This window comes from Stenotrophomonas sp. YJH_SMC_36, from assembly GCF_059369935.1.
The window spans coordinates 68,692-94,029 of the sequence record NZ_JCAFTD010000004.1 but is presented as its reverse complement, the minus strand read 5'-3'; the positions used below and the strand labels follow the sequence as shown (position 1 = coordinate 94,029).

Below are 25,338 nucleotides of genomic sequence, written 5' to 3'. Positions count from 1 at the left end.
TGACAGGAGGATGCCATGAGGACCCGACACGTCGTACCTGCTCTGATGGTGGCACTGCTCGCCGTCGCACCGGCCTGGGCGGATCCGCCGCACCACGCCCGCGGAAACGGTCCCCCACCGCACGCAGGCGGGCCGCACAATCGCGACGCACCGCCGCCAGGATGGCAGAAGAAGGCATGGCGGCGCGGCGATCATCTGCCGTGGGCGGAAGTGGATCGTCGCTACTGGGTGGATGACTACGCACGCTACAGGCTGCGTGATCCCGGCCGCGGCCAGCGCTGGGTCCGCCAGAGCGACACCGAGTATCTGCTTGTTGAAATCGCCACCGGCGTGATCGTCGACGCGCTGCGTCGGTGAACGCAGCCCTGGCTGACCCATCGGGGGCAGACGCGCGATGGGTCAGCCCTTCCTGCGCTGCCTGCCGCTGCTGCGTCCAGCGGTGGGCGCTGAAGGGCTAGTTCGGCAGCGCGCGCGCGTTACCGTTTGGCCGCAGATGGAGCTGCCCGGTTCTGGTATCCAGCAGGATGTTGAAGTTGCGCAGTGTTTCGCTGCCCAGCGTGCCGTCGGCATTGGATCCATCCTCATCGATGGTGAACGACACCTTGGGCTGTTCCAGTCGCAGCCCGCCCACATCGACCGATGCGATCCGTGCATCGACGGCCCGGATCTTCCTGCCCGCCGAGCCGCTGAACTGTGAGGTACCGATCGTGCGGGTGAACACCTCCTGCAGTCGGTGGCGCGAGCTGTACGCATGACCCAGATCGATGGCGCCGTTGCTGCCGGTGTCCACGAACAGCCAGGCCGCAAGTGTCGAGCCACCCTCACGCAGAAGCACTTCGATGGCGGGCGTATTGTCGATCCAGCGGACGTTCGCGCGGGTGTATCCGTGCAGATCCGGCAACCGGTCGTGCACGTGCAGCAGCTTGCGGTCGTAGTCGATCTCGATGATGCGCCCCGCGAAGAATGTCCAGCCAAGCACGGCGTCGAACGGACGCTTGCCGTAGTCGATCACGGCCGCCCCCATCGTCCGGCGCATGTCTCCCACGACGACCGTGTTGTGGGTACTGTAGTCCACGAAACTCACGCCATCGGAGCCGGTGTTCTCGGAGCGGTCATCGACCTGCATCGACGCGGCCTTGCGGGTGGCAACCGTGACTGCCAGTCCGTCAGCGCCGGTGTCGACAAGAAAGCGCAGCGGTCCTGACTGGTTGATCCGCCCTTCCACATAGATCCGATGATCCTTGTCCTGCTCGAAAGGAAGGGTGATCGTCCCGGCCGCGGCGCGGGGCTGCGGAAGAACAAGCAGCCCCGCAACCAGGGCGACGTACCACGAGCGTATGGACTGGCGCATTGATGGCTTCCAGTGGAGGCAACGGCAGATTGCCGCCTGCCTTGGATGCGGCAGGGGTGCAGAAGGTTTAGACGCCCGCCGCGCTGCCCTCGATGATTCCGGACCGAAGCAAACGGGCGCCCGGCGCCTGCGGCCCCGTGTTGCCATCCGGCGCTGACCTCGGCGACCGCAGCATGCACGGGCCGTTGACGTCGCAATGCCAGACTGCTGGAGCGCGCTCCACCGTGGAGCGCCGTTGGTCGTGCGATCTTGGGGGGATCGGCAATGCCCTACTTCACTGATTCGACCGAGGTGGCCGTCGAGGGTATCGGCGCGGCGCGGCGCATCGGTTGGATGCGGTTCGTCGGCAGCAGCCTGGCGGCCCTCCCTCTGGCCTCCATCCTGCTCGAACGCCAGGATGGCGTGTGGCCATGGACGCTGCTGCTGCTCAATGCGCTGGCATGGCCGACGATCGCTCTGGTCCTCACCCGGCGTTCCCCCGAGCCGGCCGCCACCCAGTTCCGCTGCATGGTGCTCGATTCCTTCCTTGGCGGCGCGTGGATCGCGTTCATCGCCCTCAGCATCGTGCCCAGCGCACTGTTCACCGCCCTGCTGGTGGCCGACAAGATCGCAGCAGGGGGAGTGCGGCTGGCGCTGCGGGCGACGCTGGCGCTGGTGCTGGGTTTTGGACTCGTCTGGTTCGCGCTGGGCTTCCCCTACCAGCCGACCACCTCGCAACGCAGCATCATGCTGAGCATGCCGTTCCTGTTCGTGTACGGCATCGGCCTCAGCATCCTGAGCTGGCAACTCGCGCGCCGGGTCAAATCACAGAACCGGCAGCTGCGGCGGCTGAGCCGGATGGATCCGCTGGTGGAGCTGGCCAACCGGGGCTTCCTGATCCACCGTGCCCAGCAGGCGCTGGACAAATCCCAGCGCCACGGCGGCATGGCGTGCCTGTTGATGCTGGATGTGGATGACTTCAAGCGCATCAACGACTCGCAGGGGCATCGCGCCGGCGATCAGGTCCTGCGGCATATCGCCACGACACTGCGCGAATTCGCCAGCCCGGCCGATACAGCTGCACGGCTCGGGGGGGATGAGTTCGTCGTGCTGCTGCGCGACTGCGCCGCGTCAGACGCCATGCAGATGGCGGCACGCATCCGGCAACGCCTGCACGAGAACGCACGCCGGACAGGACCGGCGAGCGATTTCAGTGTCAGCATGGGAGTCGCTGCGAGCCCGCGACACGGCAGTGTCGAGGACTGGCTGGCACTGGCCGACCGAGCCCTCTACCACGCCAAGCGGCAAGGCAAGGACACCGCCAGTTTCGCCGAGTAATGGCCGCGTAGCAGCGTCATCCTGATCGGTCGCATTCCCGGTCGGGATCAGTGCGCCAGGGCGAAATCCAGGCCCGCACAGACCGCCGCGACCTGCGCGTCGTTGCACTCCTGCGGGTGGGTACGCGGACTGTCCGGGTAGACCTCCGTGGTGGTGGCAAAACGCGCATCGGTGAATCCGGCGCAGGCCCCGATCGAGCGCGATTCACCCCATACGACGCCCGGCGACTGCAACGGCAGGCCGACCAGGTTGCCTTCGGCATCGGCCGGGGCGATATGGGTGATCGGCGCCACGGCGGCGATCAGCGCCTGCTGGAATGCCGGTTGCGGGTCTTCGCTGTTGCCGATCACGTAGAAGCCATCGGGAATGGTGTCCCGCTCGAAGGGCTTGCCATCACGGGCGCAACGGGCCGGGTCGAACTCGTGCAGGTCGCTGTCGGTGGTTTCGTGCAGGTCCAGGTGCACCCGGATGTCGGCCTTGCGCCCGGCCACCCAGCGCATCAGCGAGGCGGCTTCCTCGATCAGGCCGCCGTCGCGGAAGCTGCGGTTGGGGTCCAGGGCAGCGGGGTTCCAGCGCTGGATGCGCTCATAGCCCCACGGACTCACGCAGGGGGCCACGATCAGGTTCAGACGCCCCAGGTAGCGCTCGGCCTGCTGCTCCAGGAACTGCAGGGCACCGTGTACGCCGCTGGTCTCATAACCATGCACGCCGCCGGTAACCAGCGCCGTCGGCAGTGCCGGGTTCCAGTCGTGGTTGACCACGGCGAACAGGGGATAGTGGTCCGGCGCGTAATCGAGCTGCCCGTACTGGATCACGTCGAAACGCTCGTCCAGGCGTTCCAGCGCCGCCACCACATCGTCATGGTAGCTGCGCTGGCGTTGCTGGCGGGCCCGCCACTGCGCGCGTTCCGGATCGCCCCAGGGCTGTCCGGGGGTGCCGATCGGGTAGAACTGCGCAACAGTCATGGGTGCTCCAGAGGTCGAACGTGGTGAGTGCAGCCGGTCATTCTAAGCCTTGTGGCGCCTGCGGGCCCGCCCACCCGTCCCGCCCTTCATCCAGCCAGGCTCATCTGGCTGTAAAATCAACGGTTTTTGGCCCCTCACCCCTTGATGGCGAACGCAGCGCAGACGGTCCTGGGTGGACCGGATTTCCTTCGCCTGCTCGCCCGTCTCAGCGACGGCGCGATGCCGGCCACCAGTCCCGTCCTGACCGATCGCCTCGGTCAGTGGGTGGACTGGAGCCGTGCTGTCGCGCTGTCGACGGCACTGGGCGGACGCGTGCCTGCAGCGGCGGACGCGGGCGAGGCGATGGACGACCTGCTGGCCGACTGCGAGCAGGCCCATGCCAGCCTGCTGGCGTCGATTCGTGACGATGCCGAAGCCGAGCGCCTGCTCGATCTGGCCGAGGCGGCCGCCACACCCACCTTTGCCTCGTTGCGGCAGCGCTACCGGGTACTGCAGCAGGCCATCCAGACCGCGACCGGGCGCCTGCGCGGACGCCTCCGTGACCAGTTGCTGCGGGCCTCGCCCGATTTGGCGCGGCTGGCCGAGATCGACGCCGTGATGGAGCAGACCCTCAGCCCGCGCGAGCACAGCCTGCTGGCCATCGCCCCGGCAGTGCTGGGCACCCGCTTCGACCGCGTGCATGGCCAGCCTGGCTGGCGCACCGCATTCCGCCATGACATGCGCTCGCTGCTGCTTGCCGAGCTGCAGCTGCGCTTCCACCCGATCGAGGGGCTGCTGGCAGCCCTGCGCTCCCACTGACCCGGAACACCATGTCCAGAACTGCTTTCCCTGTCGTTGTCTTCCTTGTCGGCCTGCTGGCCGTGTGCTGGATCGGCATCGGCTACGTGTCGGTGCACCCGTTGGGTGCAGCGGTCGCGGCGGTCATTGCCGCCTGCTACATCGCCGGTGGTGTGGAGCTGTACCGCTATCGCCAGGCCAGCGCGGGCCTGCGCGATGCCCTGGGCGATCTGTCCGCCGCCGAGGAGCGCCTGGCACCCTGGCTGGAGCGCGTGCCGGCAAGCCTGCGCAATGCCGTGCGCCTGCGCGTGGAAGGTGAGCGCACCGCCCTGCCCGGCCCGGTCCTGACACCGTACCTGGTCGGCCTGCTGGTGCTGCTGGGCATGCTCGGCACCCTGCTGGGCATGATGGACACCCTGCGCGGCACCGGCCTCGCCCTGCAGAGCGCCACCGACATGGCCGCCATCCGCGGCTCGCTGGCATCCCCGGTACAGGGCCTGGCCGTCGCCTTCGGTACGTCGATTGCCGGTGTCGCCAGTTCGGCCATGCTGGGGCTGCTTTCGGCGCTGTTGCGCCGGGATCGCCTGCAGGCCGTGCAGCAGCTCGACCGTGCCATCTCCGGCCCGCTGCACCCGTATTCGCAGGCGTGGCAACGCGCCGAATCCCTGCGACTGCTGCAGGCGCAGTCCGCAGCGCTGCCGGCCCTGGTCGACCGCCTGCAGGCGATGACCGGTGCCTTCGAGCAGCACAGCCTGGCGGCCAACGAACGGCTGCTGGCCGGCCAGGCCGAGTTCCTCAGCCAAAGCCAGGCGCTGCAGGAGCGCCTGGCGGCCTCGCTCCAGCAATCGCTGCGCGAAGGCGCCGAAGCCAGCGCAGCGGCCATCGGCGGTGCCCTGCAGCCGATGGCGGAAACCACGCTGGCTGGCCTGGCCAGCCACGGCCAGGCCCTGCATGCGCGCGTTGAACAGGCGGTGCAGCAGCAGCTTGCCGGGCTGGCGGACGGCTTCGAGCGCAGCCGCGTATCGACTGAAGCCAGCTGGACGCGGGTGATGGCCGAACAGGCCCAGGCACAGCAGGCGCTGGTGACCGACCTGCGCCAGCATCTGCAGGCCTTCAGCGATGCCCAGGGTGCACACGGCGAAGCAGTGGTGGCACGCATCGGCGAACGGCTGCAGGCGGACGCCGATCGCCAGACCGACGCGTGGCGCACTGCGGCCGACCAGCAGCATGCGCTGAACACCACGCTGGTCGAGCGCCAGCAGCAGGCACTGGAGGCGGTCAGCCAGCATCTGGACGAACGGGCCCAGTCGCTGCTTCACGCGCTTGAAGAACGTCATGCAGCCAGCCAGTCGCTGCTGCAGGACCACGAGCAGCAGCGCCAGGCGCGCTGGGAGGCCGCCAGCACCCATCTGCAACAGGCCCACTCCGCGCTGCAGGCACAACTGCAGGCCGGTGACGAACAGCGCCTGCAACGCTGGAGCGACGCGCTGCACACCCTGTCGAACGATCTGGCCGAACGCCTGCACGCCAATGGAGAACGCCTGGCTGCGCAGCAGCAGCAGATCTGCGACACGCTGGCGGAGACCGCGCAGCAGATCGGCGAGAACGGCCGTGCCCAGGCCAGCGCAACGCTCGCGGAAGTCTCGACCCTGCTGCAGACGGCTGCCGCCGCACCGAAGGCCGCTGCCGACGTCATCAACGAGCTGCGCAGCACGCTCTCCGAGAGTCTGGTGCGCGACAACGCGATGCTGGAGGAGCGCGGCCGCCTGCTGGCGACGGTGCAGACCCTTCTGGATGCGATCAACCATGCCTCGCATGAACAACGCAGCGCGGTCGATGCACTGGTGGGCGGCTCGGCGGAACTGCTGGAGCGCGTCGGCAACCGCTTCACCGACCACATCGCGGCCGAAACCGGCAAGCTCGACGGCATCGCCGCACTGCTCGATGGCAGCGCCACTGAAGTCGGCCACCTTGCCGGCGCCTTCGGCGACGCCGTGGCCCAGTTCGGCGCCGCATCGGCCGAGCTGTCGGGCCGGCTGGAGCAGATCGGTGGCGCGCTGGATGCCTCGCTCGCCCGCAGCGACGAGCAGCTGGCCTATTACGTGGCGCAGGCGCGCGAGGTGGTCGACCTGAGCCTGCTGTCGCAGAAACAGGTGATGGAGGAGCTGCATCAGTTGGCCGCGCGCCGCGGCAAGGCCGGCACCGCATGAGCGACGAGCTGGAGGTCGACGGCGGTTCGCACGCGCCGATCTGGGCGGCATTCGGCGACCTGATGTCGGTACTGCTCGGCGCGTTCGTGCTGATCCTGGTCGGCGTGGTAGCGGTCCAGCTGGAACTCTCGCAGCGGCTGGAGGATGAAGTCAGGCAGCGCCAGGCCGAAGCCAAGCGCCTGCAGACGCTGGAGCAGGCACTGGCCGGCCCGCTGGCGGCGGGCCGGGTGACGCTGGTCGATGGCCGCATCGGCATCAGCGGCAGTGTGCTGTTCGCCCTCAATTCAGACCAGCTGCAGCCGGAGGGCCAGGAGCTGCTGCGCAGCCTGGCCGCACCGCTGGCTGCCTACCTGGGCAGCCGCGAAGAGATCCTGATGGTCAGCGGCTTCACCGATGATGCGCCGGTGCGCGAAGGCAACCGTCGTTTCGCCGACAACTGGGAACTGTCCGCGCAGCGTTCGCTGACGGTGACCCGTACCCTGATCGCCGATGGCGTACCGGCCGATGCGGTGTTCGCCGCCGCCTTCGGCAGCGAGCAGCCGGTCAGCTCCAATGCCAGCGAAGATGGCCGCGCGCGCAACCGCCGCGTGGAGATCGCGCCGATTCCCAGGCCCAGGGCACCGGATGGCAGATAAGCTGCCAGCGCTGGAGGGGCTGCGTGCACTGGTGCGCGATCTCGATGCGGGGTCGCGCTCGCTGGCGGACTACCCGCAGGTGCCGATGCTGCAGCAGGTGCAGTACGAGTGGTCGGAGCTGCGCAGTGAACTGCAGGTGCGCCGTTCGCTGCGCACCGAGGCCCCTGCCGACGGCGGCCCGCTGAACTCTGCGGTGCTGGTGCAGCGCATGCTCGATTCGATGCAGGCCGCCAGCCCCGGCTATCTGCGCCACTTCATCGATTACGTCGATACCCTGTCGTGGTTGCAGGCGTTGCAGGACGGTGCGGCCAGCGGCGGTGATGCGGCGAAACCGAAGCGCGCGCGCAAGCCCCGCAACCCCGGTTGAGGCCCGGCCCTGCATCAGGGGGTCAGCCGCGCAGCGTGGCGCCGCCGTCGACGTACAGGTCACTCATCGCCACATGCCCGGCCTGCTCGGACAGCAGGAACATCACCGACTGGGCAACGTCCTCCGGCGTAGCCAGCTTGCGCAGGGGAATGCCCGCCTTGTAGGTGTCGAGGTTGCCGGCAATCACCCGCTCGGCACCGTACGCGTCTTCCCACATGCCGGTCTGCATGGCGGTCAGCGTCGAACCGGGTGCGACGATGTTGCAGCGGATGCCCAGTGGCGCCAGCTCCAGGCCCAGGCAACGGGTGAACATGGTCGCTGCCGCCTTCGAGGCAGCGTAGGCCGCCATGCCGTGACGCGGCACGCCCGCGGCGTTCGAGCTGACGGTGACGATGGCGCCCTGTCTGCGCGGTGACATCACCCGCGCCAGTGCGCGGCCGAGATGGAACACACCGTCAGCGTTGACCGAGAAAACACGGCGCCAATCGGCATCACAGGTTTCCGTCACCGCGCCGACCTGCAGCACGCCGGCCACACTGGCCGCCAGGGCGATCGGTCCGATCTTCGCCTCCACCTGGTCGATGAGCGCATCGACCGCTGCGCTGTCGCTGACATCCAGCGCACAGGCATGGACGCGCTCGCCCACGATCGCGGGCGACTCGCGGTCGGTGGCCACCACCTGGCAGCCGGCGGCGACCAGCAGCTTCACCAGCGCGGTGCCGATCCCCCCGGCTGCGCCGGTCACCAGCGCCACGCGACCTTCAAAACCGGTCAACTGCATGTTGCGATCTCCTGTTGTTCATCCCGATGCCGCAGTCGCGCCGACAGCCATGGCGCGAGTTGCGCCACCGCATCACGGCCGGTCAGTTCGGCATGCACGAACGGCAGTTCCAGCGCCTGCACCGTGCGCGCGTGCGCCTTCCACAGCGCCGACTGCAGCTGTGGTCGTGCCTGGTGGTCCCGCCCTGCGCGCACATGCACCAGGGTGCCGTCGAATGGCCGGTGGTGGTGCTCGCGGATCAGGCGGTTGGTTCCGGTGACCGCGCGCACCACGCCGTCCAGCACCACGTCGGGCAGGCTGCCCAGCGCACTGCCACCTCGACGCAGGAAGGCCAGGATGCGCTCGCGGCTGTCCAGTTCCGGGTGTGCGTCCGGATCGTGGCCGGCGATGGCCAGCAACGCCCGCAGCGCAGCGATCGGATCCGGCTCCGGCTCGGCCCGCCAGCATTCACTGGGATAGGCGTCGAGCAGGACCAGCTCGCCGACCTCGCGACCGATCTCGTGCAGGCGCACGGCCATCGCCTGGGCGATGATCCCCCCCACCGACCAGCCGAGCAGGTGCACCGGCCCGCGCGGCTGCAGGGTCACTACACGCTGCACGTACTCGTTGGCCATCGCCTCGATGCTGGCCGGCAGCGGCTGCGCGGCGTCCAGCGCCGGCGACTGCAGCCCGTACACGGCCCGCGCCGGTTGCAGCGCACGCGCCAGCGCGCGGTAATTCCAGGCGATGCCGCCTGCCGGGTGCAGCACGAACAGCGGCGGGGGTTCAGTCCCATCGGTCGTGGTCAACGCGATGACCGGGCCCAAGGCATGATCGGCCAGCATCGGGGGTTCGGCGATACGCCGGGCCAGCGCCGCCACCGTCGGCTCCGCGAACAGAACGCCGAGGCCCAGCTCGCAGCGCCAGCGCTGTTCGATGGCCAGCAGCAGGTGCACGGCCGAAAGCGAGTCGCCCCCAAGGCTGAAGAAGTCCGCATCCACCGCAACTGCCTGCTCACGGCCCAGTGCCTGTGCGAACAAGGCGGCCAGCGCATGTTCCAGTGGCGTGCGCGGTGCGACACCGGTCACCCCGACCTCCGGCGGCTTCGGAAGCGCGCTGCGATCCAGCTTTCCGTTGGTGGTCACCGGCCAGTGATCGACCCCGACAAACGCCGACGGCACCATGTAGTCCGGCACGCGCGCCGCCACGTGCGCGCGCAGGGCAGCGGCGTCGGCCATTGCCACCGGCACATAGGCGACCAGCCGTGGGTCACCGGGAAGGTCGTGGCGCAGCAGCACTTCCACGCGCTCCATGCCGGGCAGTTCCCGCAGCGCCGCCTCGATCTCCCCCAGCTCGATGCGCAGACCGCGCAGCTTCACCTGATGGTCGCTGCGGCCCAGATACTCGACCGCTCCGTCGCTGCGCCAGCGCGCGACATCCCCGGTGCGGTAGATGCGCTCGCCCGCCACGAAGGGATCGGCCAGGAAACGTCCGGCGGTGAGATCGTCGCGGCCCAGGTAGCCCCGTGCCAGCTGCACGCCGCCCAGGTAGAGCTCGCCCGGCACGCCCACCGGCAAGGGTCGCATGCCTGCGTCAAGCACATACAGGCGGGTGTTCCAGACCGGGAAGCCGATCGGCACCGGCCGTGAGCGATCGCCTGCCGGGGCCGGCCAGTAACTGACGTCCACCGCGGCTTCGGTAGGCCCGTACAGGTTGTGCAGCTGCGCGTCGATGCGGGTATGGAAGCGGTCGCGCAGCGAGGCATCGAGCGCTTCGCCGCTGGTGAACACCCGGCGCAGCTGCAGGCCCTGCGAGGCCGGCGCCGCGAGGAAGGCGTCCAGCATCGACGGGACGAAGTGGGCGGTGGTGATGGCCTGCGCGCGGATCAGCCGGGCCAGCTCGGTGGGATCACGATGCGCATCCGGACCGGCGAGAACCAGCGTGGCGCCGCACAGCAGCGGCAGGAAGAACTCCCAGACCGACACGTCGAACGTGGCGGGCGTCTTCTGCAGCACGCGGTCGTCTGCGCCGAAGCCGTAGTGCTCGCGCATCCACAGCAGGCGGTTGACGATGGCGCGATGCTCGATGACCACGCCCTTGGGGTCGCCGGTCGAGCCGGAGGTGTAGATCACATAGGCCGCATCATCCGGCGCCGGGTCCGGCCAGGGCGCGGCAGCCCCCTGTGCCATCCATTGATCGGGCGGCAGCACCGGCACGCCTGCGGCCCGGTGCGCCATCGTGCTGTCGGCCAGCACGCAGGCCGGACGCGCCGAGCGCAGGATGCGCGCCAGGCGCTCGTCGGGATGTGCAGGATCCAGCGGAAGATAGGCGGCGCCGGCACGCAGCACGGCCACCAGGGCGATGACCAGCTCCATCGAACGCGGCAGCGCGACCGCCACCACACTGCCCGGCCCCACCCCCAGCGCGCGCAGCTGTGCCGCCAGCGCGAAGCTGCGTGCCTCCAGCGCGGCATGCTCAAGCGTGGCGTCGCCGCAGACCAGCGCCGTTGCCTGAGGGTCGCGATCCATGCCCTGCTGCAACAGTTCCACCAGTGTGGTTGCAGGCAATGGATGGGTGGTCGCGTTGAAGCGGTGAACCACCTGCGTGACCTCTGCCGCGGTGGCCAGTGGCACGCTGGCAATGTCGTCGGCATCCAGCGCCGCCGACACGAAATGCAGCAGCCGTTGCGCATGCGCCTGCACGTCGGCGTCGCTGTACAGGGCGGGGTTCGCCTCGACCTCCAGATCCAGCAGCGCCTGGCCATCACCGCGGAAGCCCAGCACCAGATCCTCCACCGGCCCGGTGCACAGCACCTGCAGCGTGGCCTGCACGCCGGGCAGCGCCAGCGGCCTGTAGAACGGCTGTATGTTCACCAGCGGGCCATGCAGGCGCTGCTGCGCACCGACCAGGCCCAGATCGCGCCGCAGCTGTTCGCCGCGATACCGGCCATGCCTGCGGCTCTGGCTCAACTGCCGGCCGATGCCACGGGTGTAGCTTTCGACACTGCCCTCGGCAGCGGCCACGCGCAGCGGCAGCACGTTCATCACCATCGCGGGCACGCGCGCCGACGCGTTTCCCAGGCGCCCCATGTAGGGCACCCCCAGCACCACTTCCTCGGCCGCACTCATCCGCCGCAGGTACTCGGCCGCAAGTGCGGCCAGCACATCCGGCCACGGCTGCAGCCAGCGCACCGATGCCTGCAGCAGCTCTTCACGGAAGGCGGCATCCAGCGGCTGCACCCAGCGCAACGCGTCATCACTGGCGGCGGCGACGCCGGCCAGACCAGCGGCGGTCGGCGCGTCCCGCAGGTGGTCGCGCCACCAGGCACCGGCCATCTCGCGACGCGGATCGATGCGGTATGCCGCATCGTCGGCCAGTACACCGGCCAGGGGCGGCAGCGCATCGCCGCCGCGCCCGGCGTACAGCGCGCAGACACGATCGCTGAACAGTGCCATGCCATAGCCATCAGCGCCGAGATGGTGAACGCGCAGGTACCAGACCCAGCGCTGGCCTCCCAGTGCGTAGAGCACCTGCTGGCTGATCCGGTCGCGGGTGGGATCGACCGGGCTCAGCCGGTCGGCCCGCATCGCGGCGTTGGCTTCGGCCACCGGATCGGCAGCGCTGGAAAGATCATGGACTGCCAGCAGCGGTACATGCGCCGGCTCATGCCATTGCAGGGGCTGGCCATCACTGCCTTCCGTGAATCGCAGTGCGAGCGCCTGCGCCTCTGCCGCCGCCTGGTTGGCGGCGGCCGTGAACGCCGCCACGTCCAGCGCGCCGTCGATCCATACGGCATGGGCCGTGTTGAATGCAGGGTTGTCGGGAGCCAGGCGCTGGGCATACCACAGCCCCGCCTGGGCCTCGGTCAATGCCACCGGTGAGGCTGGCGCTGCACCGTTCATGCGCCTTGTGCGGCCTGCAGCCGTTGCACCACCTGCCACCACTGGCGCAGCGTGGTGTGCTCGGCCAGCTGCGAGAACTCCAGCGGAAGGCCAGTGTTGCTCCACGCAAGAACGAGGCCGAGCATGCGCATCGAATCCAGGTCGAGATCGATCAGGTTGTCGTCATCGCCGATGTCGGCCGGCTCGCATTCGAGCACGCGCGCCACGTCCGCGCGCATCCGTTCCAGGTCAAGCACATCGCCCGTCCTATCCATCACAGTGTCTCCAGCAGCTGGCCGGTGGTCATCGGTACGCCACAGGTCCGTGCGATCCAGTGCAGCGCCTGCTCATGATCGGCGCGCGAGAAGTCGGCGACCGCATCCGCGGCGATGAATGCCTCGATATCACGCTGGAAGGCTTCGACCACGGTCGCGGTGCAGCCGATATGCGCATACACACCGGTCACCAGCAGCTGGTCGCGCCCGCGCGCGCGCATCAGCGTCTCCAGGTTGCTGCGCTGGAAGGCGCTGTAGCGATGCTTGACCAGTACGTGCTCGCCCGGCTGCGCGGCCAGCGCGGTGATGATCGGCTCATGTTCGTCACTCCGGCGCATGCCGGGCCCCCACAGGTCGGCCTGCAGGCCGCGGTCGCGCCGGTCCTGATCGCCATGCTGGGCGGTATAGAACACGGGAATTCCCTGCGCCCGGCAATGCGCCAGCAGGCGCGCGACGTTGTCCACGGCGGGGCGCAGCGGCTCGCTGTCCGCGTCGAACGCTGCCAGGAAGTAGCGTTGCATGTCGTGCACCAGCAACGCGATCCGCTCGCGCTGCGGGCGCCAGGGGCCGCGCGGCTGTGGCAACTCGCTGGCGGTCGGCAGGGAATATGAAGCAATGCGGGGCAGCGCCATCAGCGCGTTCCTCCTGTCTGTTGCAGATGACGCGCACGCAGCTGCGCACGCAGTTCGCGGCGGCTGATCTTGCCGACCGCCGTTGTATCGAAGCTGTCCACGAACACCACCTGGTCCGGCACCTTGAACGCCGCCAGCCCGCGCCCGCGCATCCAGGCCTTCAGTGCCGGCGCCGTGATCGGCTCGCCCTGGCGGATGACGAAGGCACAGCTGCGCTCGCCCAGGTACTCATCGGGAATGGACACCACCGCCGCATCGAACACACCCGGATGGGCCAGCAGATGGTCTTCGATCTCCTCGGCGGAGATCTTCTCGCCGGCACGGTTGATGTGGTCACCGGCACGCCCCTGCACCACCAGATATCCCCCGGGCAGCTGCTGCACGCGGTCGCCGGTGCGGTAGAAGCCGTCGTCGGTGAACGAGCGCGCGTTGGCCGCGGCGTCGTTGTGGTACCCACGGATGGTGTACGGGCCGCGGGTCAACAGATGTCCGATCTCGCCCTCGGCAACCGGCTGGTCGTGGTCGTCGACCACACGGACCTCGTCGTCAGGGCTGATCGGACGTCCTTGGCAGGCCACCACCAGTTCCTCGGGATCGTCGAGGCGGGTGTAGTTCACCAGGCCTTCGGCCATGCCGAACACCTGCTGCAGCGTGCAGCCCAGGCCATCGATGACGCGCCGCGCGGCCTCCGGCACCAGTTTTGCGCCGCCCACCTGCAGCACCCGCAGGCTGGACAGATCGTGCTTCGTCGATGCCGCTGCCTGCGCCCACAGCAGGGCCAGCGGCGGCACCAGCCCACAGCAGGTCACCTTCTCGCGTGCAATCAGCGGGAACCCGACATCCGGGCCCGGCCCCGGACTGAGCACCACGCGGGCACCGGCATACAGCGCACCGAAGAAGCCCGGCGAGCTCATCGGAAAATTATGCGCGGCCGGCAATGCGACCAGATACACGCTGTCGCGGTCGATCCCGCAGATCGCATTGCTGGCACGGAACGAGTAGATGTAGTCGTCGTGCGTGCGCGGAATCAGCTTGGACAGGCCGGTGCTGCCACCTGACAGCTGCAGGAACGCCACCGACTGCGGATCCGGGTCGGCCGGCAGCTGGCTGCGGTCGCCCTGCAGGTTCGCCAGCCCGACGAACTCCTCCGCATCGCCGTCGATCACCACGTGGCGCAGGGCCGGCACCTCCGCCTGCAGTGCCCGTGCCAGCCCGCGATGATCGAAACCCTCGTGCACATCGGCGGTGACAAAGGCACTGGCCTCGGCCTTCGTGGCGAAGTGCACCAGCTCGGTGATGCGGTGCGCGGGCAACGCGTACACCGGTACCAGGCCGGCGCGGAACAGGCCGCAGACGGTGGCGATGAAGCCGGCGCTGTTGCCCAGCTGCACCAGCACCCGTTCACCGGGCTGCAGGCCCAGCGCCAGCAGGCCGCTGCCGATGCGCCCGGCCTCGTGCCACAGCTGCGCATAGCTCAGTCGGACATCACCTGCCACCACCGCGATGTCATCGGCGTAGCGTTCGGCGCGCTCGCGCAGGAAGGCCGGGAAGGTCTCCCCGCGCCAATGCCCCATCCGGCGATAGTGGGCGACCCGGTCTTCGGGCCATACCTGCTGCAATGGCAGGCGGGAAGGAGATCGGCTCATGCGAGGGGCTCGGTCGGGGGCGCGGGCTCACTGACGCCCAGCGCGTTCAACAGGGCAGCAAACTTCGCTGCGGTTTCGGCCACTTCGGCCTGCGGCTGCGACCCGGCGACGATGCCGGCGCCCGCATACAGGCGCAGCTGCGTGCCCTGCAGTCGTGCGCAGCGGATGGCGACGTACCAGTCGCCGTCGCCCTGCGCGTCCAGCCACCCCACGGCACCGGCGTAGAAACCGCGTGGAACCGGCTCCAGTTCGCGGATGCGCTGCAGCGCCGCCTGCTGCGGCGTGCCGCATACGGCGGGCGTGGGATGCAGCTGCGCCAGCAGGGCGGCGGCCGGCACCCGTGGATCCTTCAACGTGGCATGGATGCGGGTGCCCAGGTGCCACATGGTGGCCGTGGCATGCAGCACCGGCCGCGCCTGCGCGTCGATATGGCTGCAATAGGGAGAGAGGCCATCAACGATGGCCTCGACCACATGACGGTGCTCGTCGTGATCCTTGGCCGACGCCAGCAGGGTCTGCGCGGCACGCTCGTCCTGCACCGGATCCGCACTGCGTCGGGCTGAGCCGGCCAGCGGGTGCGACAGCACCTGCGCGCCGCGCTTGCGCAGCAGCAGCTCGGGCGTCGCCCCGACCAGCCATGCCGGGGCCTGGCCCAGCTCCACCGGCAGCGGCACCGCGTAGGTCGCTACCGACGGATCGGCTCCCAGTCTCGCCAGCAGCACATCGGGCGTCAGGGCGTGGCGTGTGTGTGCCAACAGGCTGCGCGCCAGTACCACCTTGTGCAGGTCCTGTCGGGGATCACGCAGGGCCTGTACTGCCCTATCCACCGCTGCGGCGTAGTCGTCCGCCGAAGGTTCGGCCTGCACGACACCCTCCAGCGCCGGCGCAGCCTGCGGCTGCACCGGCAACGCAGGCAGCACGCGTTCGGGCTGGTACAGCGCATCGTCAGCACGTGGTTCGAACGGAATCGCTCCGACCAGCAGGCCCGGCCCGCCCCGCTGCTGCGCGAAGAACGCAGCCACGCGCCCGGCCAGCGTCACCAGCGGACCGGACGCAAGCGCCGCACGACAGCCACGCGCATGCACATGCTGCCCTGCATGCTGCAGCAGGAACAGCGTGGGGTCATCCGCAGCCGGCAACGGCAACGGCGCCGTCTCCTGCCATGCATCGTCCCTGAGCGAATCGTTCATGTCGCCTCCTTCATCCGGTGCGCTGCCGCCAGCACGCACAGCAACAGCAGCAGCACACCGACCAGCAGATACGGCAGGCTCGGCCCGCCCCGATACAACAGCGTGCCGAGCATCGGCCCGACCACCATGCCCAGCCCCTGTGCCGCAGCGACCGTTCCGGCGGCGGCACCCTGTTCGTGTGCCTGCACCGCATCGGCGGCCAGCGCCTGGAACGACGGGAACACGAAGCCCATGCCGAATGCCGCCAGCGCATAGGCCGCCGGCAGCTGCCAGGACTGCTGCACGGCGGCGACCGAGGCGAAGCCGATACCGGCGATCAATGCACCCAGCACGATCCAGCGCCGCGGTGGCACCTCCAGCTTCATCACCAGTGCCTGCGCCAGGATCAGCCCGACGCCCACAGCCGTCAGTGCGATGCCGGCCATGCGCGCGCCTTCAGCCGCTGCCAGGCCGAGGCGATCGATCGCGAAGAAGCCGACCGTCACCTGCGCGATGGTCACCGACACCATTGCAAGGAACGCGGCCAGCTGGGGCAGCCGAAGGCGCCGGTCCAGACGGCGCAGGGGCGTCCGTCGTGCTGACGATGCCGCCGCTGCCGGCGCTGTCGAAGGCAGACGCCACGCCAGCAGTGCCAGCGCCAGCAGCGGCAACAGCGCGGCCACATACAGCGCCAGCGAAAGATGCGTGTAGGCCAGCCAGCCTGCTGCCGCCGGGCCCAGCACCATCCCCAGTGCATTGGCACTGCCCAGACGGGCGAGAAACTGCGTGCGCTGGCCGGCCGGCGCCTGGTCGGCGATCAAGGCTGCGGCCGTCGGTGGCACGGCGGCATAGAACAGCCCGATCAGCCCGCGCGCGCCCACCAGCACCAGCACCGACACAACCACCGGCGGCGTGACCTGCAGGGCCACATCGATGAACATGGCGAGCGCGAGGTAGACGCCGGTGTACGCGCCCATCGCCAGCAGCAGCACGCGCTTGCGACCGATGCGGTCGCTGAGTTGGCCCCAGCGGCGAGCCGCCAGCATCCACAGCACGCCGGCGGCCGTCACCGACAGGCCCGCGTGCCATTCGGACAGGCCCAGCAGCCGGACCACCGGGCCGATCACGGCGACGAAAGACATCATGGCCATGGTGCCGATCAGGGCCGCCAACACCAGGGCCGGCAAACCGGGAACGACGGGACGTGCGTGCATGGAACATCAGCCGTGACAGGGAAGGACGGCAGAACGCCAGCACGACGCTCCGCCCGATGCCGCCACGTCACGCAGCGGCATCACCCTTAAATGATAACGGCTCGTATTTGCATTTGATACCCATTCAATTGAATGGACCCGCAACAGCCGTGTCAGCGCGTCACACGCGGCGACAGCAGGCCGCGACGGCGGAACCACCACTCCAGCGGCAGCGTGACCAGCGGCGGGACAGCAGCAAGCAGGGCCAGCGCGCTGGCCCACCATGGCCAGCGCAGGCGCACTGCGGAGAACAGGGTCACGGCCACGTACACCAGGAACGCCACGCCATGCAGCGGCCCGAACACCTTGACCAGGGCGACGTTGGCCTGCGGGCCGTACTTCAGCCACATGCCCACCAGCAGGCCGGCCCAGGTGATGGCCTCGATGAAGGCAACCACGGCGAACAGCCGTCCGACGGGGTGCATGGGATTGCCTGGGGTCACATCGGGCTCCTGCAGGGACAGAAGATGCGAATGATACGCAGATGCGAACGTTCAGGACACCGTCGGGTCACACTCGCCGCATCGCAGATGCCCACACATCGGTAGCGCCGGGCCATGCCCGGCGGGCGCAGCACAGCTACCGGGGGATATGCGGCAGCACCCGCTCCCCGATCTCGCGCAGCACGGCCTCCACCGGCCGGCCGTTGTCGACCAGATTGAACATCACATGCGCCACGCCCTGCGCATGCACGCGCAGCAGATAGTCACGCAGGCCATCGCGGCCGACCTTCAGGCCAAGCGGCAACGGCTCGGCGGGTGCCTGCGGGTCCGCCTGCAGGTCCAGCAGCATCGACTGCACGAACGGTCTGCCCGCCGCGCCCTGTTGCGCCAACGCCTGCTGCCACAGACCGATGCGTCCCTCCTGGGCAGCCTCCTCGCGGTGATAGGTGGCCCATCCTTCAGACTCACGGGCGATCCACTGCAGGCTCTGCCTGGCGGTACCCACCACCAGCATCGGAATGCGCGCGGCCGGCGCAGGCAGCACGTCGAAGCCTCCGGTCACCTGCAGCACGGCGGCCCGCTCGTGTGCCTGCGGCGACAGCGCCGCCCGCAGCAACGACCAGCGCTCACGGAACGTCGCGGCCCTGCCCTCCAGATCCTCGCCGAACGCGGCGAATTCCTCCGGGCGATCACCCGAACCCAGGCCCAGCACGAAACGCCCGCCGCTGATGCGGTCCAGGCTCAAGGCCGACTTCGCCACCTGCAGCGGCTGGCGCAATGGCAGCACGATGGCCGCACTGCCAACCACGATGCGCTCTGTCGCGGCGGCCAGCATGCCCAGCCACAGGAAGGGATCATCCAGCGCGCTCGCGGTCGCCTCCGGTCCCTGCGGCACCATCAAGGGCACGTCGCGCGTCCACAGCGCGGCAAAGCCGAGGTCATCGGCCAACCGGGCGATACGCCGCGCCTCATGCGGATCGGCCAACCCGTGCGCCGCCACCGGCGTCATCAGTCCCAGGCTCAGGCCCTGTTCTGCAAACAGCGCAGCGTAGGCAGAATTGAAATCGCTCATGCTGTCAGCTTAGCGTGGAGCCCTGCCGCAGGTGCGTGCCAAGCCGGTGGGTTCAATGGGGTGGTGTATCGGCAGAGGGTGCGGGCGGCGGACGTCATGCCCTGCAGCGCACCCTTCATGAGCAAACTGAATCAGCAGCCTCTGCCGTCATTCCTACAATGGCCTGTCACCCTGCCCTTCGAGATGCTGCCGATGCGCGTTGCGCTTTCCGTGTTGCTGCTGGCTTCGGCGCTGAGCGCCTGCACCCCGGCCCCGGTTTCCACCGCCAACTCCGCCGAGGCCCCCGCACCGGCGTCCGCCATCGCCTGGCGCCAGGGCGACGTCGACGACGCCTTCGCCGAAGCCGCCGACAGCGGCAAGCCGGTGCTGCTGTACTGGGGTGCGGTCTGGTGCCCACCGTGCAACCAGCTCAAGGCGGGTCTGTTCAAGGACCCGGCCTTCATCGCGCTGACCAGCAAATTCGTTCCCGTCTACCTGGATGGCGACGAGGAAGGTGCGCAGGCCTGGGGCGAGCGCTTCGGCGTGCGCGGCTATCCGACCCTGATCGTGCTGGACCCACAGCGCAACGAAATCACCCGCGTGGCCGGCGGCAACGATGCCGCCGAACTGACCCGGGCACTGACCGTGGCCGCAGGCCGCCGCAGTGCCGTTGCCGCCACCCTGGCCACCGCATTGACGACGCCGGAGCAACTGGCCGCCGAAGACTGGCAGGTGTTGGGCGACTACGGTTGGGAAGTCGACGCCAACCGCCTGGCCGGCGAACGCAACAGCCAGGACGTGCTGCGCCAGCTGTCCAAGGCCGCACCGGAGGCCGCCCTGCAGCGCCGTTTCGCTCTGCTTGCCTTGGCGACAGCCGAAAAGCCCGATGCCTCGCCCACCGAAGTGCGCGAGCTGCTGCAGGCCGTGCTGGCGCACCCCGCGGAGGTACGACGCAACCGCGAGCTGCTGGGCTATGCGGGCGTACAGCTGGTCAAGCAGGCCAGTACCGGGCCCGCCACCAGCAACACCCTGGGACAGCAACTGCTGGTCGCGCTCGAGCGCGCAGACGCCGAGCGTGGCGACCGCGCCGGCGACGCGTTGTCGCGCGCGCTGACCGAAGTATCGCTGGCCCGACTGCAACAGCCCAAGGGCGCACTGCCCGCTACTCTGGTTGATCGGGTCAAGCAGCGCGTGGCCGCCGCCGATGCCGCCGCCACCGATGCGCATGCACGCCAGGCTACGATCAGCAGCGCGGTCTACGCACTGCGCCAGGTCGGCGACGACGCCGGCGCGGAGTCGCTGCTGCTGGCCGAACTGAAGCGCAGCGAGCAGCCGTACTACTACATGCCCGAGCTGGCCGAGCTGGCCGAGCAGCGCGGCGACACCGCCGGTGCTCTGGAGTGGCTGAAGCGTGCCTACGACGGTGCGCAGGGCCCGGCGACCCGGGTGCAATGGGGTGTGCTGTATGTGGAAGGCCTGCTGAAGCTGGCGCCGGACGATGCACCCCGCATCGAACAGGCGACCGCCTCGCTGATCGCCGAACTGGAGGCGCAGCCGTCGGGCTATCACCAGCGCACCCGCCAGCGCTTCGAACGCCTGGCCGGGCAGCTGAAGGCATGGAGTGGCAAGCACCAGGGCGCGCAGACGCTGGCGCGGCTGCAGCAGCGGATGCAGCAGGCGTGCGGCAATCAGGTGGATGGGGCGTGCAGGGATTGGCTGGGTTGAGTGGATGAAGGAGCAGGCGGGTTGACCTCAACCAATGTTGAGGTGCGATAACAGTCTCCCCACGGCCAGCCCGCTGGCCTTCGCTACGGAGACTGCTTCAATGTCGTACTCGCTTCCCCCGCTCCCCTATGCCTACGATGCCCTCGAACCGCATTTCGATGCGCGGACGATGGAGATCCACCACAGCAGGCACCACCAGACCTACGTCAACAACCTCAATGCCGCGGTCGAGCAGGCCGGCCTCGCCGAACAGCCGGTCGAGGCGCTGATCGCCAGCCTCGATGCCGTGCCGGAGGCCCAGCGCAGCGCAGTCCGGAACAACGGTGGCGGCCACGCCAACCACAGCCTGTTCTGGACCGTGCTCAGCGCACGCGGCGGCACGCCCGATGAGGTGCTGGCGGCGGCCATCGACCGTGACCTCGGCGGCTTCGATGCCTTCAAGGATGCCTTCAGCAAGGCGGCGCTGACCCGCTTCGGCAGCGGCTGGGCCTGGCTGACCAGTGATCGCGATGGCCGCCTGTGGGTTGAAAGCAGCGCCAACCAGGACAGCCCGCTGATGGGCGCGGCGGCCGGCCTGTCCGGCAACACGCCGATCCTCGGCCTGGATGTGTGGGAGCACGCGTATTACCTGCATTACCAGAACCGCCGTCCGGACTACATCGGGGCGTTCTTCAACATCATCGACTGGGCCGAAGTCGGTCGCCGCTACCGCCAGGCGGGCGGCGCATGAGCACCGGCACTCCCCATTACGCCGGGCCGTGGGCAGGGGTCTTCCCCGCCCCGGCTCCGGTACCCTCGGTCAGTCTGCCGCCGCGTGCATTGCGGCGGCTGCTCGGCCACTTCCCTACCGGCGTGGCCATCGTCTGCACCCGCGACGCACGGGGCACACCGCTGGGCCTGACCATCAATTCCTTCGTGCCGGTGTCGCTGCAGCCGCCGCTGGTACTGTGGAACCTGGCCCTGCACGCACAGAGCCTGCAGGCCTTCCAGCGCGCCACGCACTTCGCGATCAGCGTGCTGGGCGCGGACCAGGAAGCACTGGCGCGCACGTTCGCCGATCCCCAGGTGCGCAATCGTTTCGACGGCGTACCCCTGCTTCCAGGCGAAGACGACGCGCCGCCGCGCATCGCCGGCGCAGTCGCGCACCTGACCTGTACCCATCATGCGCAATGGCCGGTGGGTGATCACCTGCTGCTGGCCGGCCGCATCATCGAGGTCAACGAAACCGGCGGTGCACCGCTGATGTTCCACCGTGGCCGCTTCCTGCCGGGGCCGCTGGACACCCTGCGGGAGGTACAGACATGAACATCGAGGCACTGGAGGACCTGCTCGCCAACGGCCACGACAGCGCGCTGCTGCGCTTCGGGCTGGGCAAGGGTTGGCTCGACGCCGGCAATCCGGCGCGCGCGGCGACCCATCTGGGCCGCTGCGTGGCACTTGATCCGCAGTACTCGGCGGCGTGGAAACTGCTGGGCAAGGCCTGGCTGGCGGGTGGCCAGCCGCAGGCGGCGCGCGAGGCATGGCAACGGGGCCTCAGCGTGGCCAGCCACCAGGGCGATGTGCAGGCTCGGAAGGAAATGCAGGTGTTTCTGCGCCGGCTCCAGCGCGAACAGCCGGCGCCGCAGGAGAGCGCGGGCTGAGCCGGCCGCACAGGCCGGCCGTATCGATCAGCCTGCGTTGGCCGGTGCCGGCGCCGTCATGATGTCCGGCATGGGCAGGCGGCGCGGCTTGCTCGGGAAGGCATGCCGCAGGATGCGCCAGACCACCTGGCCGAACTGCCGTGGCAGCGAACCGTTGTTGTAGTGCTGACCGTAGCGAAGGCAGATCTCCTTCACTTCCTTGGCGATGGCCGCATAGCGGTTGGCCGGCAGATCCGGATAGAAGTGGTGTTCGATCTGGTGGCTGAGGTTGCCCGACAGCACGTTGATCAGGAAACCACCGCTGATGTTCGACGAGCCACGCAGCTGGCGCAGGTACCAGTGGCCACGCGATTCGTTGCGCAGGCACTCCTTGGGGAACGTCTCCGATTCAGCGGTGAAGTGGCCGCAGAAGATGATCACGTAGGTCCAGATGTTGCGAAGGCCGTTGGCGACCAGGTTGCCCAGCATCACGGTCAGGAAGAACGGGCCGGCCAGCAGCGGGAACAGCACGTAATCCTTCAGCACCTGGCGCAGCATCTTGCGCGCCACCGGACGGGTCTGCAGCCACATCGCGCGGCTGCTGATGCGGCCCTTCAGCCAGCGCCCCAGGCGCAGGTCCTGGGCAGCCACGCCCCACTGGAACAGCAGCGCGAAGATCGGTGCGATGATCGGCTGCAGCAGATAGAACGGCTTCCAGCGCTGTTCCGGGAAGATGCGCAGCAGGCCGTAACCGATGTCATCGTCCATGCCACGCACGTTGGTATAGGTGTGGTGGCGGAAATTGTGGGTCTTGCGCCAGTTGTCGGCGGTGGCAACGATGTCCCACTCGTAGGTGTTGCCGTTCAACTTCGGGTCGCCGGTCCAGTCGAACTGGCCGTGCATCACGTTGTGGCCCAGCTCCATGTTCTCCAGGATCTTCGACAGCGCCAGCATGAGCGTGCCGGCGATGGCGGCCGGCCACAGCAGCGGTGCCCACAGCAGCGGCGAGAACGCCGCCAGGAACAGCAGGCTGCGGCCGCCGACGCCGAACCAGCGCACGGCAGCGGCCACGCGCCGGATATAGCGCGTATCGGACGCGCCGAGACTGCCGATCACACGATCGCGGATCGCGTCGAGTTCCTGGCCGAAGGCGTTCATTTCGGCAGGACTCAGGGCACGGTCGGTAGCGCGGGTCATGGCAACGGTTCCTCAGAGATCCAGGGTCAGGTCGGTGGTCGGCGCACTCACGCAGATCCGTACGGGCTGTGCCGCTTCGGAATGCGTATCGCCGGTGCGCAGATGGCGGGTAGCGCCACTGACGCGTTCACAGCTACAGCTGTTGCAGATGCCCATGCGGCAGCCGTGCCGGGGCTTGATGCCCTGCGCTTCCAGGCTCTCCAGCAGGGAGCGGCCGCGCGGCACGCGCAGCTGGCGCCCACTGCGTGCCAGGGTCAGCGACACTTCGCCTTCGCCGTCGGCATCCAGCAGCGGCGCGGGCGGCGTGAAGGCTTCCGCCTGGAAACCGGCCACCTGATGCGCAAGGCGGCGGCGCGCGGCGGCAACGAAGCCGTCCGGGCCACAGGCCAGTACATGGCGCTGTGCCAGCGGCGTGTCATCGCCGGGAATCTGCAGGGCGTGGGTATCGATGCGCGCGGCCGGTACCTGGCCCTCACGGGTGGTCAGCAGATGCACGCGCAGGCCCGGCGTCGCTGTCGCCAGCGTATGCAGTTCGTCACGGAACTGGATGGCGGCCGCTGTGCGTTCCCAGTAGAACAGGTCCACCGGCGCGCCCAGCGGTCGCTGGCAGGCCTCGCGCAGCAGGCTGCGCATCGGCGTGATGCCGCTGCCCGCCGCCAGCAGCAACACCGGCGCGGCGGCCGGCATATGGAAGTCACCGAAGGCGGCATCGATACGGAACAGGTCACCGGGCCGCGCCTGGTTCACCAGGTGCTGGCTGACCCGCCCCCCTTCCACGGCCTTGACGGTAATGGCCAGTTCGCGGCCACTCAGCGGGGTCGGGCTGTAGCTGCGCTGCCATACCCGCCCCTCAAGCTCGACGCCGAGGGTGACGTGCTGGCCGGCGCGCATGCCGGCCCAGTGCCGGTTGCAGCGCAGGATCAGGGTGGCCGCGCCCTCGCCCGCTGGTTCGCGTCGGACCAGGCGTGCCAAGGGCTCGCGCAGCGTCCACAACGGATTGATCTGGCCGGCCCAGAAATCGAACAGCGTGGGCGACAGCCAGCGGTGCAGGGAAAACGGGGACGGACGGACGACAGCGCTCATGGCAGCCACTATACGGGCGCACATACACCTGTGTATACACGTGTATATTGAACCGGATTGGGTATGATTCAGCCTTGCCCCACCGGAACCCTCATGGCCGCTGCCACCGTCCTGTCGATACCCGAAGATGCGCAGAGCCCGGCCCGCCGTACGGTGAGCCGCGAAGATCTGCTGGCCGCAGCCCTGAAGCTGATCGGCCCGCACCGCAGCCTGTCCACCCTCAGCCTGCGCGAGGTCGCGCGTGAGGCAGGCATCGCGCCGAACAGCTTCTACCGGCAGTTCCGCGACATGGACGAACTCGCCGTGGCCCTCATCGATGTGGCCGGCCGCTCGCTGCGCACCATCATCGGCGAGGCGCGGCAGCGCGCGACCTCCTCCGCCACCAGCGTAGTGCGGGTATCAGTGGAGACCTTCATGGAGCAGCTGCGCGCAGACGACAAGCTGCTGCACGTCCTGCTGCGCGAAGGCGCAGTCGGTTCGGATGACTTCAAGCACGCCGTCGAGCGCGAGCTGCACTACTTCGAGGAAGAGCTGCAGCACGACCTGGTGCGCCTGGCGGCCCTCGACGGCGCGGTGCTGCATGCACCGGAACTGGTGGCCAAGGCGATCACCCGCCTGGTGTTCGCGATGGGCGCCACCGCGATGGACCTGCCGCCGGAGAAAGATCCGGAACTGGTCGAACAGATCTCCACGATGATCCGCATGATCATCGTCGGCGCCCGCACCCCGGCCGCCTTCCGCCGCGGCTGATCGCACAGGTGGCCATGCGCCACCGCGCTGCGATGTTGCGCCGCAGCATGTCTGCCGGTGCCGCCGGGGCGATTGCGTGACTCACATCACGATTTAGATCGGTGAAAGTGTTCTCGCATGAGCCTGACGGGCGCTTCATGCCGTTTTCACTTCGCGAGGACTATCCAGCACCCACGAATTCCGCAGCTGAATAGGCCAATGCGGGCTGCAGCTGGATGGAAAACGTTGCAGG

General features: G+C 68.8%; 24 protein-coding genes. 11 read left to right on the top strand and 13 right to left on the bottom strand.

What is annotated here, in order from left to right; translation table 11 throughout:
- Nucleotides 1-15: 15 nt before the first annotated feature.
- Complete coding sequence (locus AC5P76_RS09040) at nucleotides 16-357, top strand: RcnB family protein (protein ID WP_053519774.1); 342 nt, start codon at nucleotides 16-18, stop codon at nucleotides 355-357.
- Nucleotides 358-454: 97 nt separating this feature from the next.
- Here AC5P76_RS09040 and AC5P76_RS09035 read toward each other — a convergent pair whose 3' ends face one another.
- Nucleotides 455-1,351: a retropepsin-like aspartic protease gene (locus AC5P76_RS09035; RefSeq protein WP_253118554.1), complete on the bottom strand. Its 897-nt coding sequence runs from the start codon at nucleotides 1,349-1,351 to the stop codon at nucleotides 455-457.
- A gap of 264 nt (nucleotides 1,352-1,615) precedes the next feature.
- Between AC5P76_RS09035 and AC5P76_RS09030 the strand changes: the two genes are divergently transcribed.
- A complete protein-coding gene (locus AC5P76_RS09030) occupies nucleotides 1,616-2,668 on the top strand; it encodes a sensor domain-containing diguanylate cyclase (RefSeq protein ID WP_128988296.1) in 1,053 nt (350 codons plus the stop codon).
- A 47-nt stretch (nucleotides 2,669-2,715) separates the two neighbouring features.
- Here AC5P76_RS09030 and AC5P76_RS09025 read toward each other — a convergent pair whose 3' ends face one another.
- A complete protein-coding gene (locus AC5P76_RS09025; protein ID WP_053519777.1) occupies nucleotides 2,716-3,633 on the bottom strand; it encodes a M14 family metallopeptidase in 918 nt (305 codons plus the stop codon).
- Between the two features lie 144 nt (nucleotides 3,634-3,777).
- On the opposite strand from AC5P76_RS09025, the gene AC5P76_RS09020 reads away from it, so the two are divergent.
- The 4 genes from AC5P76_RS09020 to AC5P76_RS09005 are packed head-to-tail and all read left to right on the top strand — an operon-like array spanning nucleotide 3,778 to nucleotide 7,622.
- Nucleotides 3,778-4,431, top strand: coding sequence for a DUF3348 family protein (locus tag AC5P76_RS09020; RefSeq protein WP_065175212.1), 654 nt, complete (start codon nucleotides 3,778-3,780; stop codon nucleotides 4,429-4,431).
- Nucleotides 4,432-4,442: 11 nt separating this feature from the next.
- Nucleotides 4,443-6,620 carry a DUF802 domain-containing protein gene (locus tag AC5P76_RS09015; protein ID WP_253118555.1) on the top strand — a complete coding sequence of 726 codons (2,178 nt, stop codon included), beginning with the start codon at nucleotides 4,443-4,445 and terminating at the stop codon, nucleotides 6,618-6,620.
- A complete protein-coding gene (locus AC5P76_RS09010; protein WP_053517790.1) occupies nucleotides 6,617-7,255 on the top strand; it encodes an OmpA family protein in 639 nt (212 codons plus the stop codon). The genes AC5P76_RS09015 and AC5P76_RS09010 overlap by 4 nt, the downstream gene beginning before the upstream one ends.
- Entirely contained in the window at nucleotides 7,245-7,622 is a 378-nt protein-coding gene (locus AC5P76_RS09005) for a DUF2894 domain-containing protein (protein ID WP_253118556.1), read from the top strand. The genes AC5P76_RS09010 and AC5P76_RS09005 overlap by 11 nt, the downstream gene beginning before the upstream one ends.
- 22 nt (nucleotides 7,623-7,644) lie before the next feature.
- Here the strand turns inward: AC5P76_RS09005 and AC5P76_RS09000 are convergent, their stop codons facing one another.
- From AC5P76_RS09000 to AC5P76_RS08960, 9 genes are all read right to left on the bottom strand, one after another.
- Nucleotides 7,645-8,403 (bottom strand): 2,3-dihydro-2,3-dihydroxybenzoate dehydrogenase, encoded by a 759-nt coding sequence (locus AC5P76_RS09000; protein WP_253118557.1) that lies wholly within the window; start codon nucleotides 8,401-8,403, stop codon nucleotides 7,645-7,647.
- On the bottom strand, nucleotides 8,394-12,284 hold the full coding sequence (locus AC5P76_RS08995) for a non-ribosomal peptide synthetase (protein ID WP_253118558.1): 3,891 nt from the start codon (nucleotides 12,282-12,284) through the stop codon (nucleotides 8,394-8,396). Before AC5P76_RS08995 ends, AC5P76_RS09000 begins: the two co-directional genes overlap by 10 nt.
- Nucleotides 12,281-12,538, bottom strand: a complete 258-nt coding sequence (locus AC5P76_RS08990) for a phosphopantetheine-binding protein (protein WP_053517795.1) — start codon at nucleotides 12,536-12,538, stop codon at nucleotides 12,281-12,283. The genes AC5P76_RS08995 and AC5P76_RS08990 overlap by 4 nt, the downstream gene beginning before the upstream one ends.
- Nucleotides 12,538-13,170, bottom strand: coding sequence for an isochorismatase family protein (locus AC5P76_RS08985; RefSeq protein ID WP_253118559.1), 633 nt, complete (start codon nucleotides 13,168-13,170; stop codon nucleotides 12,538-12,540). The genes AC5P76_RS08990 and AC5P76_RS08985 overlap by 1 nt, the downstream gene beginning before the upstream one ends.
- Nucleotides 13,170-14,816 carry a (2,3-dihydroxybenzoyl)adenylate synthase gene (locus AC5P76_RS08980; RefSeq protein WP_253118560.1) on the bottom strand — a complete coding sequence of 549 codons (1,647 nt, stop codon included), beginning with the start codon at nucleotides 14,814-14,816 and terminating at the stop codon, nucleotides 13,170-13,172. The genes AC5P76_RS08985 and AC5P76_RS08980 overlap by 1 nt, the downstream gene beginning before the upstream one ends.
- Nucleotides 14,813-16,006, bottom strand: a complete 1,194-nt coding sequence (locus AC5P76_RS08975; RefSeq protein ID WP_128987973.1) for an isochorismate synthase — start codon at nucleotides 16,004-16,006, stop codon at nucleotides 14,813-14,815. The genes AC5P76_RS08980 and AC5P76_RS08975 overlap by 4 nt, the downstream gene beginning before the upstream one ends.
- On the bottom strand, nucleotides 16,003-17,199 hold the full coding sequence (locus AC5P76_RS08970) for an MFS transporter (protein ID WP_128987972.1): 1,197 nt from the start codon (nucleotides 17,197-17,199) through the stop codon (nucleotides 16,003-16,005). Before AC5P76_RS08970 ends, AC5P76_RS08975 begins: the two co-directional genes overlap by 4 nt.
- Before the next feature lie 152 nt (nucleotides 17,200-17,351).
- Nucleotides 17,352-17,663, bottom strand: a complete 312-nt coding sequence (locus AC5P76_RS08965; RefSeq protein WP_164152567.1) for a DUF3817 domain-containing protein — start codon at nucleotides 17,661-17,663, stop codon at nucleotides 17,352-17,354.
- A gap of 154 nt (nucleotides 17,664-17,817) precedes the next feature.
- Nucleotides 17,818-18,753, bottom strand: coding sequence for a TIGR03571 family LLM class oxidoreductase (locus AC5P76_RS08960; RefSeq protein WP_164152566.1), 936 nt, complete (start codon nucleotides 18,751-18,753; stop codon nucleotides 17,818-17,820).
- A gap of 183 nt (nucleotides 18,754-18,936) precedes the next feature.
- Here AC5P76_RS08960 and AC5P76_RS08955 point away from each other — a divergent pair, with 183 nt between their 5' ends.
- The 4 genes from AC5P76_RS08955 (at nucleotide 18,937) to AC5P76_RS08940 (ending at nucleotide 22,097) form a co-directional block, all read left to right on the top strand.
- On the top strand, nucleotides 18,937-20,457 hold the full coding sequence (locus AC5P76_RS08955; RefSeq protein WP_253118615.1) for a thioredoxin family protein: 1,521 nt from the start codon (nucleotides 18,937-18,939) through the stop codon (nucleotides 20,455-20,457).
- 100 nt (nucleotides 20,458-20,557) lie between these two features.
- Nucleotides 20,558-21,187: a superoxide dismutase gene (locus AC5P76_RS08950; protein WP_065175222.1), complete on the top strand. Its 630-nt coding sequence runs from the start codon at nucleotides 20,558-20,560 to the stop codon at nucleotides 21,185-21,187.
- Entirely contained in the window at nucleotides 21,184-21,762 is a 579-nt protein-coding gene (locus AC5P76_RS08945; RefSeq protein ID WP_253118562.1) for a flavin reductase family protein, read from the top strand. The genes AC5P76_RS08950 and AC5P76_RS08945 overlap by 4 nt, the downstream gene beginning before the upstream one ends.
- Nucleotides 21,759-22,097, top strand: coding sequence for a tetratricopeptide repeat protein (locus AC5P76_RS08940; RefSeq protein ID WP_253118563.1), 339 nt, complete (start codon nucleotides 21,759-21,761; stop codon nucleotides 22,095-22,097). Before AC5P76_RS08945 ends, AC5P76_RS08940 begins: the two co-directional genes overlap by 4 nt.
- A gap of 27 nt (nucleotides 22,098-22,124) precedes the next feature.
- Here the strand turns inward: AC5P76_RS08940 and AC5P76_RS08935 are convergent, their stop codons facing one another.
- Both AC5P76_RS08935 and AC5P76_RS08930 read right to left on the bottom strand, forming a co-directional pair.
- Nucleotides 22,125-23,273 carry a fatty acid desaturase family protein gene (locus AC5P76_RS08935; RefSeq protein ID WP_053517809.1) on the bottom strand — a complete coding sequence of 383 codons (1,149 nt, stop codon included), beginning with the start codon at nucleotides 23,271-23,273 and terminating at the stop codon, nucleotides 22,125-22,127.
- A 12-nt stretch (nucleotides 23,274-23,285) separates the two neighbouring features.
- Nucleotides 23,286-24,356, bottom strand: coding sequence for a ferredoxin reductase (locus AC5P76_RS08930; protein WP_253118564.1), 1,071 nt, complete (start codon nucleotides 24,354-24,356; stop codon nucleotides 23,286-23,288).
- A 93-nt stretch (nucleotides 24,357-24,449) separates the two neighbouring features.
- On the opposite strand from AC5P76_RS08930, the gene fabR reads away from it, so the two are divergent.
- Nucleotides 24,450-25,106, top strand: a complete 657-nt coding sequence (fabR, locus tag AC5P76_RS08925) for an HTH-type transcriptional repressor FabR (RefSeq protein ID WP_053517811.1) — start codon at nucleotides 24,450-24,452, stop codon at nucleotides 25,104-25,106.
- Nucleotides 25,107-25,338 lie beyond the last annotated feature (232 nt).